Source organism: Arthrobacter psychrolactophilus (assembly GCF_003219795.1).
Lineage (GTDB): Bacteria > Actinomycetota > Actinomycetes > Actinomycetales > Micrococcaceae > Specibacter > Specibacter psychrolactophilus.
On sequence record NZ_QJVC01000026.1, the window covers coordinates 17,965 to 40,267 of the forward strand.

General features: G+C 54.8%; 21 protein-coding genes and 2 tRNA genes. 9 read left to right on the forward strand and 14 right to left on the reverse strand.

Annotated features, from left to right (window positions below; all coding sequences use genetic code 11):
* Positions 1-45: 45 nt before the first annotated feature.
* Positions 46-588, reverse strand: coding sequence for a peptidylprolyl isomerase (locus CVS30_RS16495; RefSeq protein WP_110486651.1), 543 nt, complete (start codon positions 586-588; stop codon positions 46-48).
* A 110-nt stretch (positions 589-698) separates the two neighbouring features.
* Here CVS30_RS16495 and CVS30_RS16500 point away from each other — a divergent pair, with 110 nt between their 5' ends.
* Positions 699-1,451, forward strand: coding sequence for a hypothetical protein (locus CVS30_RS16500; protein WP_181419840.1), 753 nt, complete (start codon positions 699-701; stop codon positions 1,449-1,451).
* Positions 1,452-1,513: 62 nt separating this feature from the next.
* Here CVS30_RS16500 and CVS30_RS16505 read toward each other — a convergent pair whose 3' ends face one another.
* From CVS30_RS16505 to dnaA, 12 genes are all read right to left on the reverse strand, one after another.
* Positions 1,514-2,395, reverse strand: coding sequence for a DMT family transporter (locus CVS30_RS16505; protein WP_110486653.1), 882 nt, complete (start codon positions 2,393-2,395; stop codon positions 1,514-1,516).
* Between the two features lie 96 nt (positions 2,396-2,491).
* Positions 2,492-2,567 (reverse strand) — tRNA-Ala (locus tag CVS30_RS16510).
* A gap of 39 nt (positions 2,568-2,606) precedes the next feature.
* Positions 2,607-2,744 carry a DLW-39 family protein gene (locus tag CVS30_RS18435; protein ID WP_306418797.1) on the reverse strand — a complete coding sequence of 46 codons (138 nt, stop codon included), beginning with the start codon at positions 2,742-2,744 and terminating at the stop codon, positions 2,607-2,609.
* An 18-nt stretch (positions 2,745-2,762) separates the two neighbouring features.
* Positions 2,763-2,836 (reverse strand) — tRNA-Ile (locus tag CVS30_RS16515).
* Between the two features lie 143 nt (positions 2,837-2,979).
* The gene (locus CVS30_RS16520) at positions 2,980-3,528 is read right to left on the reverse strand and encodes a DUF3566 domain-containing protein (RefSeq protein WP_110486654.1); all 549 of its coding nucleotides are present in this window, start codon (positions 3,526-3,528) and stop codon (positions 2,980-2,982) included.
* The gene (gyrA, locus tag CVS30_RS16525) at positions 3,525-6,170 is read right to left on the reverse strand and encodes a DNA gyrase subunit A (protein ID WP_110486655.1); all 2,646 of its coding nucleotides are present in this window, start codon (positions 6,168-6,170) and stop codon (positions 3,525-3,527) included. Before gyrA ends, CVS30_RS16520 begins: the two co-directional genes overlap by 4 nt.
* A gap of 70 nt (positions 6,171-6,240) precedes the next feature.
* Positions 6,241-8,337 carry a DNA topoisomerase (ATP-hydrolyzing) subunit B gene (gyrB, locus tag CVS30_RS16530; protein WP_110486656.1) on the reverse strand — a complete coding sequence of 699 codons (2,097 nt, stop codon included), beginning with the start codon at positions 8,335-8,337 and terminating at the stop codon, positions 6,241-6,243.
* A 329-nt stretch (positions 8,338-8,666) separates the two neighbouring features.
* Positions 8,667-9,257, reverse strand: a complete 591-nt coding sequence (locus CVS30_RS16535; RefSeq protein ID WP_110486657.1) for a DciA family protein — start codon at positions 9,255-9,257, stop codon at positions 8,667-8,669.
* Positions 9,250-10,497: a DNA replication/repair protein RecF gene (gene recF, locus CVS30_RS16540; RefSeq protein WP_110486658.1), complete on the reverse strand. Its 1,248-nt coding sequence runs from the start codon at positions 10,495-10,497 to the stop codon at positions 9,250-9,252. The genes CVS30_RS16535 and recF overlap by 8 nt, the downstream gene beginning before the upstream one ends.
* 22 nt (positions 10,498-10,519) lie before the next feature.
* Positions 10,520-11,407: a phosphogluconate dehydrogenase (NAD(+)-dependent, decarboxylating) gene (gene gnd, locus CVS30_RS16545; protein ID WP_110486659.1), complete on the reverse strand. Its 888-nt coding sequence runs from the start codon at positions 11,405-11,407 to the stop codon at positions 10,520-10,522.
* A gap of 62 nt (positions 11,408-11,469) precedes the next feature.
* A complete protein-coding gene (dnaN, locus tag CVS30_RS16550) occupies positions 11,470-12,594 on the reverse strand; it encodes a DNA polymerase III subunit beta (RefSeq protein ID WP_110486660.1) in 1,125 nt (374 codons plus the stop codon).
* A 463-nt stretch (positions 12,595-13,057) separates the two neighbouring features.
* Positions 13,058-14,512: a chromosomal replication initiator protein DnaA gene (gene dnaA, locus CVS30_RS16555; protein WP_110486661.1), complete on the reverse strand. Its 1,455-nt coding sequence runs from the start codon at positions 14,510-14,512 to the stop codon at positions 13,058-13,060.
* Between the two features lie 562 nt (positions 14,513-15,074).
* Here dnaA and rpmH point away from each other — a divergent pair.
* From rpmH to CVS30_RS16595, 8 genes are all read left to right on the forward strand, one after another.
* Entirely contained in the window at positions 15,075-15,212 is a 138-nt protein-coding gene (gene rpmH, locus CVS30_RS16560) for a 50S ribosomal protein L34 (protein WP_044569795.1), read from the forward strand.
* A 55-nt stretch (positions 15,213-15,267) separates the two neighbouring features.
* Entirely contained in the window at positions 15,268-15,660 is a 393-nt protein-coding gene (rnpA, locus tag CVS30_RS16565; protein WP_110486662.1) for a ribonuclease P protein component, read from the forward strand.
* Between the two features lie 30 nt (positions 15,661-15,690).
* On the forward strand, positions 15,691-16,086 hold the full coding sequence (gene yidD, locus CVS30_RS16570) for a membrane protein insertion efficiency factor YidD (RefSeq protein ID WP_370801189.1): 396 nt from the start codon (positions 15,691-15,693) through the stop codon (positions 16,084-16,086).
* A gap of 18 nt (positions 16,087-16,104) precedes the next feature.
* Complete coding sequence (gene yidC / locus CVS30_RS16575) at positions 16,105-17,067, forward strand: membrane protein insertase YidC (protein WP_110486663.1); 963 nt, start codon at positions 16,105-16,107, stop codon at positions 17,065-17,067.
* Complete coding sequence (locus CVS30_RS16580) at positions 17,067-17,594, forward strand: Jag family protein (protein ID WP_110486664.1); 528 nt, start codon at positions 17,067-17,069, stop codon at positions 17,592-17,594. Before yidC ends, CVS30_RS16580 begins: the two co-directional genes overlap by 1 nt.
* A gap of 83 nt (positions 17,595-17,677) precedes the next feature.
* A complete protein-coding gene (gene rsmG, locus CVS30_RS16585) occupies positions 17,678-18,316 on the forward strand; it encodes a 16S rRNA (guanine(527)-N(7))-methyltransferase RsmG (RefSeq protein WP_110486665.1) in 639 nt (212 codons plus the stop codon).
* Positions 18,317-18,432: 116 nt separating this feature from the next.
* Entirely contained in the window at positions 18,433-19,446 is a 1,014-nt protein-coding gene (locus CVS30_RS16590; protein ID WP_110486675.1) for a ParA family protein, read from the forward strand.
* An 85-nt stretch (positions 19,447-19,531) separates the two neighbouring features.
* Positions 19,532-20,563 carry a ParB/RepB/Spo0J family partition protein gene (locus CVS30_RS16595; RefSeq protein ID WP_110486666.1) on the forward strand — a complete coding sequence of 344 codons (1,032 nt, stop codon included), beginning with the start codon at positions 19,532-19,534 and terminating at the stop codon, positions 20,561-20,563.
* A 1,103-nt stretch (positions 20,564-21,666) separates the two neighbouring features.
* Here the strand turns inward: CVS30_RS16595 and CVS30_RS18040 are convergent.
* A complete protein-coding gene (locus CVS30_RS18040) occupies positions 21,667-21,834 on the reverse strand; it encodes a hypothetical protein (protein WP_181419841.1) in 168 nt (55 codons plus the stop codon).
* Positions 21,835-22,303 lie beyond the last annotated feature (469 nt).

Consider the following 22,303-nt stretch of genomic DNA (forward strand, 5'->3'; position numbering starts at 1 on the left):
TCATAAGAACTCGACGGCCAAAGCCATGGAAACGAGGAACAGTGATTAGAGCTGTTCGACAGTTACGGAGTTGATGACAACATCTTCACGCGGCTTGTCGCCGGCGCCGGTTGCAACACCTTCGATGGCGTCGACAACGGCGCGGGAAGCCTCATCGGTGACATCACCGAAGATGGTGTGCTTGCCCTGCAGCCAGCTCGTGTTCACCGTGGTGATGAAGAACTGTGAACCGTTGGTTCCGCGGCCACCCTGAATGCCGGCGTTAGCCATTGCAAACTTGTAGGGGTCGTTGAAGTTCAGGTCGGGGTTGATCTCATCGTCGAACTGGTAGCCGGGGCCACCGATTCCACGGCCCAAGGGATCTCCACCCTGGATCATGAAGTCCTTGATGATGCGGTGGAAGATGGTTCCGTTGTACAACGGAGCCGTGGTCTTTTCGCCGGTTGCCGGGTGGGTCCACTCGGTCGTGCCGGTTGCCAGGCCTACGAAGTTGGCAACAGTCTTGGGTGCGTGGTTACCAAAAAGGTTCACCACGATATCGCCGAGGCTGGTGCTGATAGTTGCTTTTGCGGTTGGGATAGCAGTCATGGCGATATTCTGTCATGCCAAGATGAGAAAATCCTGCCTGTGTTCTTCATTCCGCGCCCGGCGAACTGGCAAGAGATAGAAACGGTGAGGATCTCGACGTAGGCTGAAAGATGAAACTGCCAACATCTGGAGGAAACGTGAAGAAGGTTGACCGCTTTACCCAAGGCTTGGAAGACTCCCTCAGCTCGGGCGTACACAATGCCACCGAATGGGCAACTCCCCATGTAGAACATGCACGGGAATGGACCACACCGCGCGTAGAAGCTGCTCTTGGATGGGCCGTACCCCGGATTGAACGTGGGATTGAGCAGGCTTCTCCCATTGTTCAAGACAGCTTGCGGAAGGCTGCCCAGTACACGGCCGACGGCGTGGCCGCCGTGACTCCCATGCTTCAAGATGGCCTCGAGAAGCTCGCCCCGCGTATTTCCGATGCCGTTGATGAGGCCACACCGCATATTCAGGGTGCTTTGGACAAGGCGAGTCCCGCGCTGGCCTCGGCCAAGGAACGTGTGGTTCATGATTTCATCCCGCTCGTCTCGGACAAGCTGGGCGACGCCGCACACGCCGTCGAAACTGCCTTGGAAAAGACGCAGCTTTCCCACCAGGTGGAAGTTGTCGCGGAATCTGTCAAGAAAAAGAAAGGCTCTGGCAAGGGCTGGATCGTGGTCGGCATCATTGCTGCCGCATCAGCTGCTGCAGTAGCAGCCTGGAAGGCTTCCAAGCCGGTTGCCGACCCTTGGAAGACGCCCGCCACTGTTGTCCCAGCCCAGGCTGTTGTGCCTGCCCCGGTGCCAGCGGACGACGGCGCCCTCGAGGATGCTGCAAAGGTTGCGGACACCGAAGTCGAGGAAGAAACTAAATAGTTCTTCAGATCTTCCAAAGATGGTCGGGTTCAACATGAACCCGACCATCTTGTCTTTAAGACCTATTTGATTCTTTTGGACTTTCTCAAGCCGCTGCGTCCCTGATAAAGAATCACGATGGCCAAGCCCACCAGGATGAGCGCTAATCCGGCATAGGTTCCGGCCGGCAAGGCCTGATGCAGGAAGAACCCTGCCAAGAGTGCCGCCCCCGGGATTTCCAACAAGATCATCATGGAAACCACAAGTGGCGACATAGTGGCCAAAAGGTGGTTGAAGATGGTGTGCCCAAAAATCTGAGCAGCAATCGTGACGCCGATAATTCCCCACCAAGCTTCCGCAGGGATGTTGACGAACGGCTGCTGGAAGGCCAAACAAAGAACAAGCAAGATGATGGAGCAAAATCCATAGCAAAGGCTTGTGTAGACACCGGTCGACATTGTTTTGCGGGCTTTTGAGCCAGCCAAGGTATAAACCGCGGCCAAGGCGCCGCCCACGACCGCCAGCAGGTCTCCGAGGAGCGCTTCCTTGGAAACACTCATATCGAAGCCGGTGATGACGACAACGCCTATCAGGGCCGTTCCCAGGCCCAGCAGGATGGGTCTGGCGGGCTTGGATCCCCGGATCCACTGAAATAGGGCAATCCACGCGGCTTGCAGACACACAAGTGCAGTTGCAGCTGCCACGCTGGTCAATTTGACCGAGGTGACGAAACAAGCGAAATGGAAGGCGAGTGCTGTTGCTGCAATGAGGATGTATTTCAGCTCAAGCCGAGTCAAGGAGCTGAAACGGCGCGGTTCCTTGATCAGAGTGGGGGTACCAAGGACGACCGCCCCAAAAACATTGCGCCAAAGTGCAATAGTCAAAGCAGGAGCCGCGGTTGCCGCCATGATCGGGCCAGATGCGGAAACGCCCAGAATACCCACGAGGGCCAAGAAGAGAATCACTGTACAACCCGTAGATTATTTTCCAATGCCCAGCAGCTGCCAGGACTTTCACTAAAAACAAAACAACCCCGGTCCGAAGACCAGGGTTGTTTTTTATGGTGGAGGCACGGGGACTCGAACCCCGAACCCCCTGCTTGCAAAGCAGGTGCGCTACCAATTGCGCCATGCCCCCATAATGCTCATTCAGTATATATGAAACTAATCAATAAATTCAAATTACAGAATCTGTTGCTTTGTTCCAAGTTGTCTTCACAACTTTGGATTCCTGCCACTTCTTATTTAGGAAAACCGCAGCACCTAAAGTCACGATCAAGATCAATAACTTCTTCACTACACATCTTCCTTCCACAAGAACCAATAGGTTCCGTGGGCGTACCTGGACTTGAACCAGGGACCTCTTCGTTATCAGCGAAGCGCTCTAACCGCCTGAGCTATACGCCCTCAGTGACCCTCACCGGGCCGAGACAAAACTTTACCCCAAACAATCCCAAAGTTCAAAATCGGCGGGTCCCGGAAGATCCGAGACCCGCCAATTCAAGGATTTTTTAGTGTTTTCACACCGTTAATCCGCGGATTTTGAACTTTTAGTCATCAGTCAGGGTGACACCAATTCCACCAACAAGGGTGGCGGAAATGTTGTACAACCATGCAGAAAGCACCGAAAGTGTGGTCAACAACACAACATTGACCACAGCGACAATAGTCGCGAAGGAAGCAACCTGCCCCAAGGAGACAATACTGAGCAGATCGAAAGGCGTTCCGCCTTCCTTGCCCTGAATGTCGTTGATGAAGGAATTAACCGTGTCGAACAAGCCGATCGTGTCCAAAACCGTCCACAGCACGATGGAGGCAACGACGGTGATAATGCCGAGCGCAACAGATAGCAGGAATGCCATCTTCAATACCGACCACGGGTCAACCTTGCTGACCAGAAGACGGGCGCGGCGCGCCTTGGCCTTCGGGGCAGGCTTGACCAAAGTGGGCGGGGTTTTGGGGGCCGGCCTCTTGACTACGGGCTTCGCCGCAGCTGCTTTAGTTGTTGTCGGGCTCTGCGCAGGACGCTGGGCAGGGCGGGCCGGAGTACCTCCCCTTGGTGCGGAGCCAGGCCGCGGGATGGGGTTATTGGTGCTCAATCGGTACCTCCAGTTATTCCGTCATTATCATTCAACGGTACTTCATCTACCTGAGGGTTTCCCTCGACTACACCGGATTGCGGTGTCTGGGGGGCCTCGGGGTCCGTTGAATCTTCGTCTTCTTCAAGGCCTCGCTCCGTATTTCGGGCGATGCCGATGATCCGATCGTTCTTGTCGGGCTTGGCGAAGATGACGCCCATCGTGTCGCGGCCCTTTGCCGGAACCTCGGACACGTCGGAGCGAACAACCTTGCCGCCACTCATGACCACGAGCACCTCATCGTCTTCCTGAACGATCAGGGCGCCGATCAAATCACCACGGTCTTCAACGAGCTTAGCTACCTTGATACCCAAGCCGCCTCGTCCCTGCAAACGGTATTCCTCGACAGCCGTCCGCTTGGCGTAGCCGCCCTCGGTGACGATGAAGACGAATGAATCATCCGTCACTACCGCTGCTGACAAGAGTTCGTCGTAGTCACGGAATTTCATGCCGGTCACACCAGAGGTGGCTCGGCCCATGGGGCGCAATGCGTCATTGGTGGCCGTGAACCTGATCGACTGTCCCTTACGTGAGACGAGGAGCAGATCATCCGTGTCCGAGACGAGCTGAGCCGAAACCAGTTCGTCACCGTCTCGCAGATTGATGGCGATGACGCCGGCGGAACGGTTGGTGTCGTAGTCCTCGAGTGAGGTCTTCTTGACCAAGCCATTCTTGGTTGCCAGAACCAAATAAGGCGACTGCTGGTAGTCCTTGAGCTCCATGACCTGGGCGATCTTCTCGTCCGGCTGGAAGGCCAAGAGGTTCGCTACGTGCTGTCCCTTGGCGTCGCGGCCAGCTTCGGCAAGCTCGTAGGCCTTAGCTCGGTAGACGCGGCCAAGATTTGTAAAGAATAACAACCAGTGGTGGGTCGTGGTCACAAAGAAGTGCTCGACGACGTCATCGCCACGCAGCTGCGCGCCCTTGACGCCCTTGCCGCCACGGTGCTGGGTGCGGTAGTTGTCGCTTCGAGTGCGCTTGACGTATCCGCCGCGCGTAATGGTGACGACCATTTCCTCTTCCGGAATGAGGTCTTCCATACTCATGTTGGGGTCGTAACCCATCATGATCTCGGTGCGACGGTCATCGCCGTATCGAGCCGCGATATCTGCCAATTCGTCGCTGACGATGCCGCGCTGAATTTCCGGGTCAGCCAGGATTCGGTTGAATTCGGTGATCATGGTTTCCAACACATTGTGCCGGTCCGTGATCTTCTGGTGCTCCAAGGCAGCCAAACGACGCAGCTGCATATCCAAAATGGCCTTGGCCTGGATCTCGTCGATGTCTAGCAGCTGGATCAAACCATCGCGGGCTTCCTCGGTAGTCGAGGAACGTCGAATGAGTGCGATGACCTCATCGAGGGCATCGAGAGCCTTCAAGAGACCGCGCAAGATATGAGCTTCTTCTTCTGCCTTGCGAAGGCGGAAGCGCGTACGGCGGACGATGACGTCCATCTGGTGCGTGACCCAGTGACGGATGAAGGCATCCAGGGGCAGGGTGCGGGGAACACCGTCAACAATGGCCAGCATGTTGGCGCTGAAGTTTTCCTGCAGCTGGGTGTGCTTGTACAGGTTGTTCAAAACAACCTTCGCAACTGCGTCACGCTTGAGGACGATGACCAAACGCTGGCCAGTACGACCCGAGGTCTCATCGCGCATATCGGCGATGCCAGAAATCTTGCCGTCCTTGACCAGATCGGCAATCTTGATGGCGAGGTTGTCCGGGTTGGCCTGGAACGGCAGCTCGGTCACGACCAAGCAGGTACGACCCTGAATTTCCTCAACGTTGACAACCGCACGCATGGTGATGGAGCCGCGTCCCGTGCGGTAGGCATCTTCGATGCCCTTGCGGCCCAAAATCTGAGCACCGGTCGGGAAATCGGGTCCCTTGATGCGTTCAATGAGCGCCTCAAGAAGTTCCTCACGGCTTACCGTCGGGTTTGCCAGGTACCACTGGACACCGTCGGCAACTTCGCGCAGGTTGTGGGGAGGAATATTGGTAGCCATACCCACGGCAATACCTGAGGAACCATTGACCAGAAGGTTTGGGAACCTCGAGGGCAAAATGGTGGGCTCTTGGTTCTTACCGTCGTAGTTGTCCTGGAAATCGACGGTTTCTTCGTCGATGTCTCGAACCATTTCCATCGCCAACGGCGCCATTTTGGTTTCCGTGTAACGAGGCGCAGCAGCACCATCGTTACCCGGGGAACCGAAGTTTCCCTGTCCAAGAGCCAAGGGGTAACGCATGGTCCAGTCCTGAATCAGGCGCACCAAGGCATCGTAAATCGAACTGTCGCCATGGGGGTGGTACTGACCCATGACTTCGCCGACTACGCGGGCACACTTGTTAAAAGAGCGCTCCGGGCGGTATCCGCCGTCGAACATGGCGTAGAGCACGCGGCGGTGCACAGGCTTGAGTCCGTCACGGACATCCGGCAGTGCACGGCCAACAATCACGGCCATGGCGTAGTCAAGGTAGGAACGCTTCATCTCCGTCTGGAGATCGATTTGCTCAACCTTGTCGTGCATTAGATTTCCTTCGAGAACGTCGATTTCCGTGGGCTCCACGGACGGTTCTGAGGGATTCTGAGGTGTTTCGTCGCTCATAATCTTTTATATTCCATTCCCAATATATGTCTAAGTTTCTCTATAGCTAGTGGGGCATATCTAACCCGTGCTAGATGTCGAGGAACCTGACATCCTTGGCGTTTTGCTGAATAAAGTTACGTCGTGATTCAACGTCTTCGCCCATAAGAGTCGAGAAAACCTGATCAACCTCGGCTGCGTCATCCATCGTGACCTGAAGCAGGGTGCGGTGTTCGGGATCCATGGTGGTATCCCAGAGTTCGGTGTAGTCCATCTCGCCGAGACCCTTGTAACGCTGGATTCCATTGTCCTTGGGGATGCGGCGCCCTGAAGCGGCTCCAGCAGCCAAGGCGGCATCGCGTTCCTTATCGCTGAACACATAATCGTGCGGCGCGTTGGACCACTTGATGCGGTACAGCGGCGGCTGGGCCAGGTATACATAGCCGTTTTCAATCAACGGGCGCATGTAACGGAACAGCAAGGTGAGCAGCAGTGTGGTGATGTGCTGACCATCAACATCGGCATCGGCCATCAAAACGATCTTGTGGTAACGAGCCTTGTTGACGTCAAAATCCTCGCCAATGCCGGCACCGAAGGCCGTGATCATGGCCTGGACTTCGGCATTGCCCAGTGCGCGGTCAAGTCGAGCGCGTTCCACGTTGAGGATTTTTCCTCGCAGCGGCAGGATTGCCTGCGTGGTTGGGTTCCTTCCGCGGACGGCGGAACCGCCTGCAGAGTCACCCTCCACGATGTAAATTTCCGACAGAGCTGGATCCTTAGACTGGCAATCCTTGAGCTTGCCCGGCATGCCACCCGATTCCAGCAGGCCCTTGCGTCGGGTGCTTTCGCGAGCCTTGCGAGCTGCCAAGCGAGCCATGGATGCCTGGATGGACTTACGGATAACGTCTTTTGCGGGACCGGGGTTACGCTCGAGCCAATCGCCCAAACCGTCGGTCACGACGCGCTGGACAAAGCCCTTGACCTCGGAGTTACCCAATTTGGTCTTGGTCTGTCCTTCAAACTGCGGTTCAGAGAGCTTGACGGAGATGACGGCTGTGAGGCCTTCACGAATGTCATCGCCTGTCAGGTTGTCATCCTTTTCCCGGATGATGTTCTTCTCACGGGCGTAGCGGTTGATCAACGAGGTCATGGCCGCACGGAAACCCTCTTCATGCGTTCCACCCTCATGCGTGTTAATGGTGTTGGCGTACGTATGGACGCTTTCCGAGAAGGAAGTAGTCCACTGCATAGCGATTTCCACAGCCATGCTGCGAGAAGAATCCTCGGTTTCAAAGGCGATAACGTCCTCGTGGACGGGCTCGTACTTCTTTGAGGTATTCAGGTGCTTGACGTAGTCAAGGAGACCATCTTTGTACTGGTAAACGACAACGCGCTTACCGGTGACAACGTCTTTACCTTCTGGAATAGCGTCAAGATCCGGGTCTTCATCCGGTGCTTCCAGCACGGTGCGCTCATCGGTGAGCGAGATTTTCAGGCCCTTGTTCAAGAAGGCCATCTGCTGGAAGCGCGCACGCAGAGTCTCGAATTCGAACTCGATGCTCTCGAAGATCTCAGGATCCGGGTAGAACGTCTGAGTTGTACCGGTTTCGGTGGTGGTCTCGCCCTGGACCAAGGTGCCCTGGGGCTTACCGCCATCGGCGAAACTCATACGCCAGACGTGGCCCTGGCGGCGAATCTCGGTGTTGACCTTGCGTGAGAGCGCGTTAACGACGGAGATACCAACACCGTGCAGACCACCGGAAACGGCGTAGCCGCCGCCACCGAACTTTCCACCAGCGTGCAAAATGGTCATGACCACTTCAACGGTGGGTTTACCTTCTGTGGGGTGGATATCCACCGGAATTCCGCGACCGTTGTCGATCACGCGTACTCCACCATCGGCGGTCAGCGTGATATCAATGTGGTCGCAGTAGCCGGCAAGGGCCTCATCGACAGAGTTATCCACCACTTCATAGACCAAGTGATGCAGACCGCGAAGACCAGTGGAACCAATGTACATACCTGGACGTTTCCGAACGGCCTCGAGGCCCTCCAAAACGGTAATATCACTGGCGTCATAGTGACTGATATCAGCAGCGGCGGCGGGTGTTTCGGCGCTTGGTTCCGCGATTTCTGGCGTATCTTCCGGCTCTGGATTCACGGCACTATCCGAATTGTTCGTCGTCACAGGCGCGTTCGACCCCTCTTGTTGTTCAGCTCGATTGCCAACAGAGGAATGGGCGCACGGCGATGACTAGCCTGCACGCCGATTCCTTTTGGAAGGCAGATAAATACCGCTCTCAACGTAACCGGGGAAACCTGCCACAGCGCCGCGGAGAGACGGTTATCCACTAATTCTACCTTGCAACTACCACAGATGGGGTCCCAACGTGCCCTGGAACGGCAAAAAAGCGGCATACAACGCAATTGCCGAGCCTTCTTTAAGGAGATGTACGCGTATTGGGGTTTGGATGCCCCTACAGCGCGTTGCTCACTTTTCCTCGGCAAGCAAAAAGGCTACCCATAAGTGTCTCGCGGACCGCGGCCCTTGACGTTGCGAAAGCCCTTGCGCCAGCTCGGAGCTGCTGGCCCAAGCACCATGATTTTGGTGACGACCCCGCGACCTAGATCCTCATCAAACTTTGCAAGGAGCGAAGACGACAACAAACGCAGCTGTGTTGCCCAGCTCGTCGAATCGCAACGAACGTGAAGCGTCGTCGCCTCAAAACTCTCGGGTTGGCAATGTGCGGCAATATCTGCGCCGACAAGGGTGTCCCACTGTGCCATCACGGAACCTACGGCAAGAGGGGAACTCCACCCACGATCAGAAACTAGCCGGCTGACAACATTTCCCAGGCCCTGGGGGTCTCGTCCACCACCATATTTGGCGTCAAGGAACGGCTTTCGCTTGGCTTTTGGTGCAGATTTTTCACCCAAACGACTTCTAGGGATCCGCAACTCGCCGCGGCTCTTGGCGATTCGCCGCATTCTGTTCAGGGCCGCCTGAGCAGCATCAATTTCGGTGGTGTGATCCGCAGCAGCAGCCTGCTTCCGACGCTTTTGACTGGTCGGATCATCATTTGAGGAGCCAAACGGCTGCTCATTCATCGCAGACAACTCCACCGGGAATCACCTGGACGGTTGATCCAGAAAGTTCCTCAGGAATATCTTCACCAACAGCGGCAGTCACCAAAACTTGCTCAGCGGAAGCAACCATGACGGCCAGTTTGCGGCGACGCTGAGCATCAAGCTCAGCAAACACATCATCCAAGATGAGGATCGGCTGATTACCCTCGACATGCTTGTCTTCATCAAGAACATGGAAGGATGCCAAACGCAGGGCCAACGCAATCGACCAAGATTCTCCATGCGAGGCGTATCCACGAGCGGGAGCAAGACCTAACAGTAGATCCAACTCATCTCGGTGGGGGCCCACCAAAGACATGCCGCGTTCCAATTCCTTGGTTCTAGAACGAACCAGTTCGACGCGGTATTTTTCTGTCAGTTCCTCAACACTCAAGAGCGAAAGGTCCGGGAAGTCAGTTTCAACTCCAGCAACCCCACTCTGAGGTTCGCCAAGAGTGTCGGGGGATGCGCCGTCGGACGTGACGGGGCGATCACCGTCAGCTAGCTCATCAAGACTGCTGCGATAAATGGCTCGCAAAAGCTTGGATCCGTCGGTCAACTGGGCATACGCCTCGGCCATGTGCGGGCGCAAACGATTGAGCAAATCTAAGCGTGCGGACAAGAGATTCGCGGCCGCAATGGCGAGGTGCTCGTCCCAAACATCCAGTGTTGAAAGATGCGATTCAGAGACGCCGGACCGAGAAAAATGCTGCGACCGTGCGGATTTCAAGAGGGCATTGCGCTGCTTAAGGACGCGGTCGTAATCACTACGGGTGCCGGCATGCATGGGGGACAGGACGACCAATAGGTCATCCAAAAAACGACGGCGATTGCCAGGATCGCCCTTGACCAGAGCCAAATCCTCAGGCGCGAAAAGCACTGTCCGGCACAGGCCCAAGATGTCACGCGAACGAACGGGGTTTGCTCGGTTTATTCTGGCCCGATTCGCACGAGTGGCGTTGATTTCCAGCTCAACCATGACTTTTTGCTCGGCACGGACCAACTGAGCGCGGATCAGCGCCCGATCCGTGCCGAACCTCAAAAGTGGCCCATCCTGGCTGACTCGATGAGAAGAAAGAGTCGCCAGGTAGCCAATCGATTCCACCAGATTGGTTTTACCCAAACCATTTGATCCGACAAGAACCGTGACACCCGGGGTGAGCGTTAGATCGACCTGGGTGTAACTGCGGAAATCGGTCAAGGAAAGGTGTTCAAGATACATGGAGCTGGAATCTATTCACTAACTAGGAACCTGCGGGTTTTGTGGCATGCCCACCAAATTGGTGACGCAGTGCCGAAACCATTTTCATGGCGGGTGAGCTGTCTTCACGGGAGGAAAAACGAGCAAAGAGCGCCGCGGTAATCGCCGGGGCCGGGACAGCGTTGGCGATTGCTTCCTCAACTGTCCAACGGCCTTCACCGGAATCTTCCACGTAATCGTCGATGGATTCCAAGCCCGGATCCTCATCCAGCGCCTTGACCATGAGGTCCAAAAGCCAGGAACGGACTACCGTTCCCTTTTGCCAGGCGCGGAACGTGCCGGGCAAATCCTCAATGATGTCCTTCTTGGCCAAGAGCTCATAGCCCTCGGCATAAGCCTGCATCAACCCATATTCGATGCCGTTGTGAACCATCTTCGCGTAGTGCCCCGCACCCACGTCACCGACATGAACGAGGCTATCTGCCCGTTCGCCTTCGGGACGAAGGGTATCCAATACCGGGAGGACGCGCTCAAAGTTTTCAGCTGAACCGCCGGCCATGAGGCCATAACCGTTCTCCAAGCCCCAAACTCCACCTGAAACACCAACATCCATGAAGCCGATGTTCTTAGTTGCCAGCATGGCGCCGTGCTTTTGGTCTTCGGTGAAGCGGGAATTTCCGCCATCAACGAGCAAATCTCCGGGTTCAAGGAGCTCGGAAAGCTCGGTGATGACGGAATTGGTGATGTCTCCCGACGGCACCATGACCCAAATGAGCCTTGGTGCCGGAACTGCCTTGACCAAGTCAGCAAGCGATGCCGCGTCACTCACCTCAGGGTTGCGATCGAAGCCGGTGACCTCGATGTTTCCTGCACGTAAGCGAGCTCGCATATTGAAGCCCATTTTTCCAAGTCCAACAAGTCCAATATGCACGTGCGTTTCTCTTTTCCGTGGGTTGGTTATCAAGCGAGGAATTTACTGACAAGTTCAGGCAGTTACTGGTTTGGCAACCTGACCGGCATTACCAGGTAGCGGTACTCGTCGCGGCGTTCACCATCGATGGTGTCCTGAGCGCTGAGCATGGCAGGTTTGGGAGCTGATGTGAAGGAGAAGCGAACGTACTTGCTATCAAAAGCGCTCAAACCTTCGCTGAGGTAGTGCGGGTTAAAAGCAACCGTGATCTCGTCGCCGAACAGCGAGGCCTCAAGGTTTTCGGATGCCTGAGCATCTTCACCGGTTCCGGCGTCAAGGGTCAACTGGCCATCGGTGAAAATCAAGCGAACCGGGGTATTGCGTTCTGCAACCAGGGAAACTCGACGAACCGCTTCAGCCAAGGCATGGGTCTCGACGGTGGCGTGAATCGGGGTGGTATCCGGGAAGAGCGAGCGAATCTTCGGGTAATCGCCATCAACCAGCAGGGACGTTGTTCGACGCCCGCCGCTTTCAAAACCGATCAATTCACTATTGTCGGACAGCGCAATGTTGATGTTTCCTGAACTGCCCAAGGTCTTGGCGACTTCGCTCAAGGTTTTGGCCTTGACAAGTGCGGAAGCCGAAATGTTCGGGGAGGTTGGATTCCAGTGAATCTCACGCAAAGACAGACGGTACCTGTCGGTTGCGAGCAAAGTGATCAGATCACCTTCAATTTCCATCTTCACACCGGTGAGAACGGGAAGAGTGTCGTCCTTACTGGAAGCAATGATGACCTGGGAAACAGCCTGAGCAAATGCATCACCGTCAACGGTTCCACTGATTTCCGGCAAAGCGGGAAGCTCAGGGTAGTCACCAACCGGCATTGTAGCCAAGTGGAAACGGCTGCTGCGGCAGGTCAACGTGACCTTGTTGCCGTCGGTTTCAACCTCGACAGGTGCGGCCGGAAGGCTGCGGCAAATATCGGCCAACAATCGGCCTGAAACCAAGATGGTTCCTTCTTCTGAAATGTCAGCAGGAATTTGCAGACGTGCAGAGATCTCGTAATCAAAGCTGGAAAGGCTAAGGGTTCCGGCTTCGGCTTTAAGTAGCAGGCCAGAAAGGACCGGTACTGGAGGCCGAGGTGACAAGGATCGTGCGGCCCAGCTGACTGCTTCGGTCAGAACATCCCGTTCGACTCGGAACTTCACGGAAGGGTGCCGCCTTTCATGGTGCGAAAAAAATTTCAATAGGTCTTTGACAAGGGACCTGGGTAAGAGGTTCCTCGTCAGTTTTGAATTACATGCTTGCTCACAGCTTAGCCCCTTGAAGTGACCGTTTGGTCATCGAACAAGGCTTCTGGGAGCTGGGTGGATCAGGAATGGTGAATGTTCTTTGAAACGAAGAATTCTTGTAGTTCGTAGTGTTAATAAGTCCTGTGGATACTGTGGATAAGTGCTTCTCACCGCGTGGTTTCACCGAAGTTGCCTGTGCACAGCCTGTGAGGCTTTACCGCTTGGCGTTGTGAGGACCGGTGGAGAACTTTTAAAGCGATTTTAATGATCCACAGCTAACCCCAGAGTTATCCGCAGGCTGTGGGTACTTGTGCCCCTGTTATCCACAGGTGTATCCACAGCTGTTAATTTCTTAGATTTTTTTAATCCGCTGCGCGGATTAGCCTTCACGCTGCTGTTGCTTGATCTTGTTAGTTAGCTCGGTCACCTGGTTGTAAATGGCGCGACGCTCAGCCATCAGCTCTCGGATTTTCCGATCTGCATGGATGACAGTGGTGTGGTCTCGTCCGCCGAATTCCTGTCCGATCTTCGGTAATGACATGTCCGTTAGTTCGCGGCACAGGTACATGGCGATCTGACGGGCCGTGACCAGAGTCCGGGTTCGGGACTTACTGCACAGCTCTTCCAGCGAAATATTGAAGTAGGCGGCTGTCTGACCGAGGATGGCCGTTGAGGTAATCTCCTGGGCGCCGTCGTCGGTAATGAGGTCTTTAAGGACCAACTCCGCGAGGCCAACGTCGACCGGCTGGCGGTTCAGGCTTGCAAATGCAGTCACTCGAATCAATGCGCCCTCGAGCTCACGAATATTGGTCGAGATCTTGGAAGCGATGTACTCCAAAGCATCGTCCGGAGCCGAAAGCCCCTCACCGATCGCCTTCTTTCGCAAAATCGCGATACGTGTTTCTAGTTCAGGCGGCTGAACATCCGTCAGCAAGCCCCACTCGAAGCGTGAACGCATCCGCTCCTCAAAGCCCTGAAGCCTCTTGGGAGGAAGGTCAGAGGTAATGACAACCTGCTTGTTGTGGTTGTGCAGGGCATTGAAGGTATGGAAGAACTCTTCCTGGGTGGCGTCCTTGTTGGCCAGGAACTGAATATCGTCGATCAACAAGATGTCTACATTGCGGTAGAGCTGCTTGAAGCTGGCACCCTCATCGTCACGAATGGAGTTAATGAAGTCGTTGGTGAACTCTTCAGAATTCACGTAGCGAACTCGAATGCCGGTGTAGAGACGTCGAGCGTAATGACCGATGGCGTGTAGCAAGTGAGTCTTGCCCAGTCCGGAGTCGCCATAGATAAACAATGGGTTGTACGCCTTGGCCGGGGCCTCAGCAACAGCGACGGCTGCCGCGTGAGCAAAACGGTTAGACGAGCCAATCACGAAGGAGTCAAAGACATACTTTGGATTCAACCGGCCGAATTCCTGAGAAGTACTGGGAAGCGTCGGCGCCGGCTTGGACACATGTTCGGTGGGTTCGCTGTGTTCGGAAAGGCTTGAGAGCTCAGAACGCTCGCTCCGTGTGGCGGCAGGGACCTGAACCGGCTCTTCTTCCATCACTGGAGGAACGAGATCCGCATTGACGCTAAAGGCGCAACTGATTTCTTCGGAAAATACCTGTGACAAGGCGTCGTTCAAGGCCGTATTGAGCTGGTTTTGAAGGACTTCCCGGGTGAGTTCGTTAGGAACAGCCACAAGAAGGGTGTTCCCAATCAGACCCTGGGGCTGCGTCAGTACTACGAAGCCGCGCTGTCGAGGGGAGACACGTTCGTCCCGTTCAAGGATCCGGATGACCCGCCGCCAGGAACTTCCAACGTCATTGATGTCTTCAGTGCTCATCGTGAGTTCCGTCCTTACTGCCGGTTGGTTGACCGGAATACTTGTTTAGCGTACTTACTGCATGTGACTTCGGTTACACATCGTTAACCTGTCAGCCGGATGGGCTGACAACCGTCGATTCGCAGTAATCCACAGAGTTATGCACATACGTGGATAACTTGCTACGGGCTTAGCCTAGAGGATGAAAAGGCTATAAGATAGCTAGAGAAACGGGTTGTGGATAAATCTCACAAAGGTGCGCGGATTCGAGCGCCATCCACAGGTATTGTCCACTAGGTTGTGCACAGCTGTGGATTACGCCGTGAGACCCAGATTTGATCGAAGAAGGACCATTTTGGCGCCAAACACGGGCCGTAAGTGCCCTGCTTCACAACCGACAGTTTGACTGGGCGGCCTCGAGTGACCTAACGTAGTGAAGTCCCATGTGTCTGCTTTGCGCTCATTGCGTGCGCTTCTTTCTAAAGAGAAGCGAGAAGCGGGCATCCATATACTTAGCGTCGACCCCTTTCTTACCTGTTAGCTACGGGCAAGGCGCATCTTTTATTGTCTTGGAGTAACTACCGTGAGCAAGCGGACTTTTCAGCCGAACAACCGCCGTCGTGCCAAGAAGCACGGCTTCCGCCTTCGCATGCGCACTCGTGCCGGCCGCGCCATTTTGGCAGCCCGCCGCACCAAGGGTCGCGTAGAGTTGTCGGCCTAAACAATAACTGCTTGACGATTCGTCGAGCCTTACTGAAGTAACGGTAGGACGCACGGTGCTAGCCACCAAGAATAGAATGCGGACTTCCGCCAACTTCTCACATACTGTACGTTCCGGTGCCCGAAATGGGCGCCGGAACGTAGTGTTATATATGGTGTCTTCTTCTCCTGACGAACCCAGTCAAATCGGGTTCATCGTGGCGAAAACTGTTGGGAACGCTGTGACCCGTAATCTCGTTAAGAGAAGACTGAGGGAAATAGTTGTCGAGACAATTAGGCAGTATCCCTATGGAGTCAAGGTAGTTGTACGGGCTTTGCCTGTCTCTGCCGAGGCCTCCTTTGGGGATCTTGTCGTGGACTATCGCAAGGCATTTTCCTCCGTTTCCTCCCGCCTTGCGGGGAGAAACGGTGATGTCGCGCGTCCGACACCGGCACTCTCAGTAGAATAAGGTTCATGCATCAAAAGGAGACGAGTCTTTGTGAATTCCTCACAAACGCAAGGTAGTGCGCCCAAGCGGCTCACCGCCGTCATGAACTTCTTTTGGCATGTTCCTCGCAACATCCTTATTATCGTTTTGAAACTATACCGGCGCGTCGTCTCACCCATGTATGGGCAGGTGTGCCGGTTTTTTCCGTCATGTTCTGCTTATGCGTTGGAAGCAGTGACCGTTCACGGTGCAGTTAAAGGCAGCTGGTTTGCGATGCGACGCATCGTCCGCTGCCATCCCTGGAATTCCGGCGGCATCGATCATGTTCCCGCTCCGGTGCACGTCAATTGGGATGATCCTTCTACGGTTCCCCTCATTGTCCAGCTAAACCACCCGCATGTTTTTCTGGCCAAGCAACAGGAAACACAAAGCCGCAATTCGGCTTGAGGAGATTAGAAAAGAAATATGGGCTTCTTCGATACAATTCTGTTCCCCTTCAAATGGCTTGTGTCATGGATCATGGTGCAGTTCCATGATGGACTGACCTTCCTTGGACTGGACGCAGCCTCTGGTGTGACCTGGACACTGGCCATTATTGGCCTAGTTTTGGTGATTCGTGCCGCTTTGATTCCTGTGTTTGTTAAGCAGATCAAGGCTCAGCGCGGTATGCAGGCGCTTCAGCCGGACATGAAGAAGCTGCAGGCTAAATACAAGGGCAAGACTGACCAGCTGTCACGTCAGGCCATGGGCCAGGAACAGATGGCCCTGTACAAGGAACACGGTACGAACCCGTTCTCCGCATGCTTGCCCATGCTGATCCAGATGCCGTTCTTCTTCTCCCTCTTCCAGGTGCTTTCTGGTGTAGCTAAGGCCAACGCCGACAACGTGGGCATCGGCGCTATGACACACGACCAGGTAGTTCAGTTTGATGAGGCCACCATTTTTGGTGCTCGTCTCTCGGATGCACTCTTGCCGTCGCTCCAGGGCGGAAACCTTACGGTGGCTATCGCCTTCCTCTCGATCATCATGATCCTGGCGATGATCGCTTCACAGTTCATTACTCAGAAGCAGATCATGTCCAAGAACATGTCTGAAGAAGCTATGCAGGGCCCCTTCATGAAGCAGCAGAAGATGATGCTTTATGTACTGCCGCTCGTCTTCGGTATTGGTGGCGTGAACTTCCCCATCGGTGTATTGATCTACTGGACGACCACTAACCTCTGGACCATGGGCCAGCAGTTCTTCGTAATTCGTCGTATGCCGACTCCAGGATCACCTGCGTACCGGGAATACCAGAAGCGCCGCGAAGCCAAGGGCTTGCCGCTTCTCGGAGCTTCCAAGAAGAAGACTGAGGAAGAGCCTGAGGTAATTCCAGAGGTCAAAGGCCAGCGCAGCCAGCCACAACGCAAGAACAGGAAGAAGAAATAATGCCTGAAGAAATGCAACTTGTCCCTGAAGAAGCCACAGATGCAGCTAGCACCGGCGCTAGCCGTCTGGAAGAGGAAGGCGACATCGCAGCCGACTACCTCGAAGAACTTTTGGATATTGCCGATATTGATGGAGACATTGATATTGAGGTTCGCAACGGTCGAACATACATCTCCATCGTGGCAGAAGAAGGTTCCGACACTCTCGCAAACTTGGTTGGCGAGGGCGGAGAGGTACTCGATGCTCTGCAGGAGTTAACTCGTCTTAGCGTGCTCTCATCGACCGAAAGTCGTTCACGCCTCGTTCTGGACATTTCCGGTTACCGAGATCGCCGGAGTGCTGAGTTGGCAAAGATTGCCAGTGATGCTGCTGAAGCGATCAAGGCCGGTCAGGAATCTGTTGCTCTGGAACCCATGGGTGCATATGAGCGCAAGATCGTACACGACACCATCGCTGATCTGGGGCTCGAATCGGAGTCCGAGGGCGAAGGCGTCAACCGCCACATTGTGGTGACAGCTGCGCAATAAGGCGCAACTGTAGGAAAGTTTCCAATTGGTCCCGGCCACTGCCTGAGGGGAGTGGCCGGGACTTGAAGTTAAGAGGACAAACAGTGGTGGAACTTACGGCTCAAGAAGCTGAGGCAGCTCAGCGTATCTTTGGCGATCAGCTCGATTTGGCCAAGCGTTATGTAGAACATTTGGCTACGTCGGGTATTGAACGAGGCTTGATTGGACCACGTGAGGTTCCGCGCCTGTGGAGCCGTCACGTGCTGAACTGTGCCGTTGTGGCAGAACTGATCGACGAGGGTGCAAAGGTTGCTGACGTAGGCAGCGGCGCAGGCCTGCCTGGGCTTTGTTTGGCCATCGCTCGTCCGGATCTCTACCTGACTCTTATTGAGCCGCTAGAGCGCCGCGTGACCTGGCTTGAGGAAGTCGTGATGGATCTGGGACTCTCCAATGTGGAGATCATCCGATCACGCGCCGAAGCCGCGATTGGCAAAGTTGAATGCTCGGTTGTAACCGCGCGCGCTGTTTCCGCTCTGAAAACTTTGGCACCGTTGACGATTCCGCTTTTGGGTGGCCAAGGTGAGCTACTCGCAATCAAGGGACGTAGCGCGGAAGAGGAAATCGCCACCGCAGGCAAGACTCTGAGGAATTTGGGCGGCTACGAAACCTCGGTCGTCATCGCCGGCCAGGATGTCTTAGAAGAACCCACTACGGTGGTTCGTGTGAAGGTAAAGCGGCGCTGATTCCCACGCCAGTGGGTAGGAACCGATAGGCTAGAGGTTGGCAACCGTAGCCACAGGAAAGTGAGAGTGTCAGCGTGACCAGTAGCGAAGCAGCTTCGCAACGGATCCCTCCGTTCATGACATTGGGGTCGGCACGTTCTAACGCCTCATATCAACCGAAAATGGTTGATCATGGTCAAAACAAGTCGAATGCGCTTGTTTCACGTGAAACAAGCGCGAGTGCAATAAGTCCCATGGATAACGATTTTGATGACAGTAGCCCCATTGCGAGCCAGCTTGTCAGTGAAACGAAGCGCCGCGAACGACTCTTGGGACGCCGACTTCCGAGACCTGGGCGTACTCGAATCCTTACGGTAGCCAACCAAAAGGGTGGTGTGGGAAAGACCACAACCACCGTTAATGTTGCGGCTGCCCTTGCATCAGCAGGCCTTCAGGTCATGGTTATTGACATCGACCCACAGGGAAATGCTTCCACGGCCCTAGGTGTTCCTCACCATGCTGAGATCGACAGTATCTATGACGTTCTCATCAATGATTTCGCCCTGGCTGACGTTGTGGCGCAGTGCCCGGACATCGATAACTTGTACTGTGCGCCCGCTACGATTCACTTGGCTGGTGCAGAAATCGAGCTCGTGTCTCTCGTAGCGAGAGAGCAAAGACTTCGCCGTGCTATCGATGAATATGTAAGGTTCCGCGAGAACAACGGCCAGGAGCGTCTGGACTTCATCTTCATTGATTGCCCGCCGAGCCTCGGCTTGCTGACTGTCAACGCATTCTGTGCAGCAAATGAAGTCATGATTCCAATTCAGTGTGAGTACTATGCGCTAGAAGGACTGAGCCAGCTCCTGAAGAACATTGGGATGATTCAGAAGCACCTCAACTCGGATCTCGTCATGTCCACGATATTGCTGACCATGTATGACGGTCGAACGAACCTGGCAGCTCATGTGGCGGCGGATGTACGGGAGCACTTCCCAGAACAGGTACTGCAGGCGATGATTCCAAGATCTGTAAGGATCTCAGAAGCGCCCAGCTATCAGCAGACTGTCATGACATACGATCCGTCTTCGACTGGCGCACTGTCATATTTGGAAGCCGCTGCCGAGCTAGCTGAACGGTCTGTGCCCTAGGTGTTTGCGTGGTCAAGTACTTTGCAACTTACAATGAAGCTCAACAGACCCCTTGGCAGGGGTTCATTCAACGGAGGACGTCTCAATGACTGACAAGCGCAGAGGTCTTGGTCGCGGATTAGGTGCCTTGATCCCCAGTTCGTCTGGCGATGAGACGGGCAATGCTCTACCGACGCGGCCAGTAGACCTCTTTTTCCCGGAACCAAAGGGTCGCAAGCCGGTGGAGACTCCGGTAAAGGCTCCGAAGGTAGCTAAGCGCCCTTCGGCGGCTGCTAGCGCCGTTCAGCCCTCATTGTTGGACGTACCAGGTGCCACGTTCATGGAATTGCCTGTTGGCAAGATCCATCCGAACCGGAAACAGCCCCGTACCGTCTTCGACGAAGACGATATGGCGGAATTGGTTCACTCCGTCCGTGAAATCGGCGTTCTGCAGCCCATCGTGGTCCGCCGATCGACCGAAAAGGGTGACCAACCCTATGAATTGGTCATGGGTGAACGACGCTGGCGCGCCACGCAAGCCGCGGGGCTGGCGACTATCCCCGTCATTGTTCGCGAAACTACGGATGACAACCTTCTTCGTGATGCTCTGCTCGAAAACCTGCACCGGAGTCAACTTAATCCCTTGGAGGAAGCTGCTGCATACCAGCAACTTCTCGAGGACTTTGGCACAACGCATGAACAATTAGCCGACAGGATTGGGCGGTCCCGTCCTCAGGTTTCCAATACGCTAAGGCTCCTGAAGCTGCCTACTGCTGTACAGCGCAGGGTAGCGGCAGGTGTACTGTCGGCGGGGCATGCTCGAGCCCTGCTAGCCCTACCTGAATCTGCCGCAATGGAAGAGTTTGCTCAGAAAATTGTTTCTGAGGGAATGTCCGTCAGGGCCACGGAAGAGGCCGTGCAGCTTTACCAGGCGCCTCTCGATGGAAAGAAGCCGGCAACAAAGACGCCGAGCCCTCGGCACGAGCGGCTGGATTTCTTGGCCAGTTCCTTGTCGGATCGTTTAGATACAAATGTCAAGATCTCGCTTGGTTCCAAAAAAGGCAAGGTCAGTATCGAGTTCGCTTCGGTTGAGGATCTCAACCGCATCATGGAAGTTTTGAGTCCGGGCAGCAACTAGTTCGACTAAGAGATGATCGGCAGTGTTTCACGTGAAACACTGCCGATTGTCATTTAAGTGAGCTCTCCAGGATTGATCCTAAGGAATGAAAGTTGGATCAGTCTGTCGCTTGCAAGGCGGCATTGAGTTCACATTTGGCGCGTCCGGTGCGCTGGAAGTACGAAAGCGACAGTTTCGCCGGAATATCCAAAAGTGAAGTTTCACGTGAAACATCTTTGACCGCTCGTCCGAAACTCGTGCGGCATTTTCGAATGAGGTCTAAGCAGTTAACTAAGACAATGTTGTAAGAGTGGAACTAAGCCGACGACTTGCCTCAATAGGGCGCTGTGTACAACCGGCATAGGGGCGGATGAATTGTCGTTTCACGTGAAACAGTTATCGCGACATGCTGTGCTCACATTGATGTGAGTGGCAGTTAAGGAAAGCTAGAAAAAATTGGCAAGAGATACCGGCCACTGACCTTGAGTGAGTAGCTTCCCTATAAGCGGTAGCCATTGCCGAGCGGAGTGGTTGTTTAGCGTGTACAACAAGTTCTTCTATTATTGACGACATAGAGAAGTCGCCAGTAAGGACGTCGATAGTCACTGATATGCGAACGAAGGGGGAGTGAAGTACGTAAAAATGCGAATTCACTTGGGTAAGGATCGGCGAGCCTGGTCCGCCAGTCCGACCCTTCCAGTAATGCCTGGGCCCCGTTAATCTTGACTAGCAAGTTGACTATCACTGGTTCGATGAATGTATTCGGCGGAGCAACGGTTGTCTCTGTCATGGTTGGCAGAATCGTATATCTATTCGGTACTATCAGCCTTTCCCTTCAGAATTGGTGGCGTAGTTTCGGGCTGAATCGTCCGGATTCGATCAGATCCCGACGACATAATTGCTGAGGTTTCGGAAGTTGAGGGCGGATCCTCGGAGGCGCTCCAAGCGTCCGATGATTACATATGGTGGATGGTGGATGGTGGATGGTGTCGGGTGGTACCGGAGTCCCTTTGTTTGTTCCCCTGATGAGACGACTGCGTATTCAGTGCTAATCGCTTCAGACGCGGCAGGCATGCGATGGTGGGCGGCAAGGCAATTATGGCTTTAGCATTCAAGATTCATGGTTACGAGGAAGTCGTGGAATCGGCGGCGATTGTGCCACTAACAAACGCGCTATCGAGCATCTTGCCGAGGGCGTAAGGACCGCCATCAAGGAGCACAATGCTGCGAGCATGGAACGGATGGTGGAGCTCACCGAGCCAATGCACTGAGCCGCCGGCACCACCAGACACGAGCTGTCCCTGGTTCAGGGAGCCGAGATGCTCCAGTCGTTACCGGAGTAGCGCTTCGATACAGTGGCTCGGAAACAATTCAAGGTAGGCCGGAACCGTCACTTGACCGTGGAGTGTCAGTGATGGTCGGCGCCTGCACTGTTGCGGGGCAGATCCTGCGGATTCACCCGACCGGGGTCACAGTCACCATTCTTGATGGTGGGACCACGGTCTGTCACCATCCGCTCGAGGCCGGGCGAAGGAGCAGTACTCCAGAGATGTAGACCATGGGCCGGAGTGGTGCCAAGATATCGACGGGCTCTTGCCACGGCAGTGGTTCGTTCATCGGGCACGGAGTTTCGGGCCGGCGACCATGACGAATATTGAATCCATCTTGGATCTTCATGTCATTGCAGTTCAAGGTATATGGATTGAATGAACATCCTGAAGGTCCTGGATAAGAGTAAAAGCGAAGCTGGAATCAGCCTGC

Bases quoted from the DNA above. Each gene is read 5' to 3' on its own strand.
- CVS30_RS16495 (WP_110486651.1), bottom strand. From the start codon at position 588: ATGACTGCTATCCCAACCGCAAAAGCAACTATCAGCACCAGCCTCGGC.
- CVS30_RS16500 (WP_181419840.1), top strand. From the start codon at position 699: ATGAAACTGCCAACATCTGGAGGAAACGTGAAGAAGGTTGACCGCTTT.
- gyrA (WP_110486655.1), bottom strand. From the start codon at position 6,170: ATGAGCGACGAAACACCTCAGAATCCCTCAGAACCGTCCGTGGAGCCC.
- CVS30_RS16535 (WP_110486657.1), bottom strand. From the start codon at position 9,257: ATGAATGAGCAGCCGTTTGGCTCCTCAAATGATGATCCGACCAGTCAA.
- recF (WP_110486658.1), bottom strand. From the start codon at position 10,497: ATGTATCTTGAACACCTTTCCTTGACCGATTTCCGCAGTTACACCCAG.
- dnaA (WP_110486661.1), bottom strand. From the start codon at position 14,512: ATGAGCACTGAAGACATCAATGACGTTGGAAGTTCCTGGCGGCGGGTC.
- yidC (WP_110486663.1), top strand. From the start codon at position 16,105: ATGGGCTTCTTCGATACAATTCTGTTCCCCTTCAAATGGCTTGTGTCA.
- CVS30_RS16580 (WP_110486664.1), top strand. From the start codon at position 17,067: ATGCCTGAAGAAATGCAACTTGTCCCTGAAGAAGCCACAGATGCAGCT.
- CVS30_RS16590 (WP_110486675.1), top strand. From the start codon at position 18,433: ATGACATTGGGGTCGGCACGTTCTAACGCCTCATATCAACCGAAAATG.
- CVS30_RS16595 (WP_110486666.1), top strand. From the start codon at position 19,532: ATGACTGACAAGCGCAGAGGTCTTGGTCGCGGATTAGGTGCCTTGATC.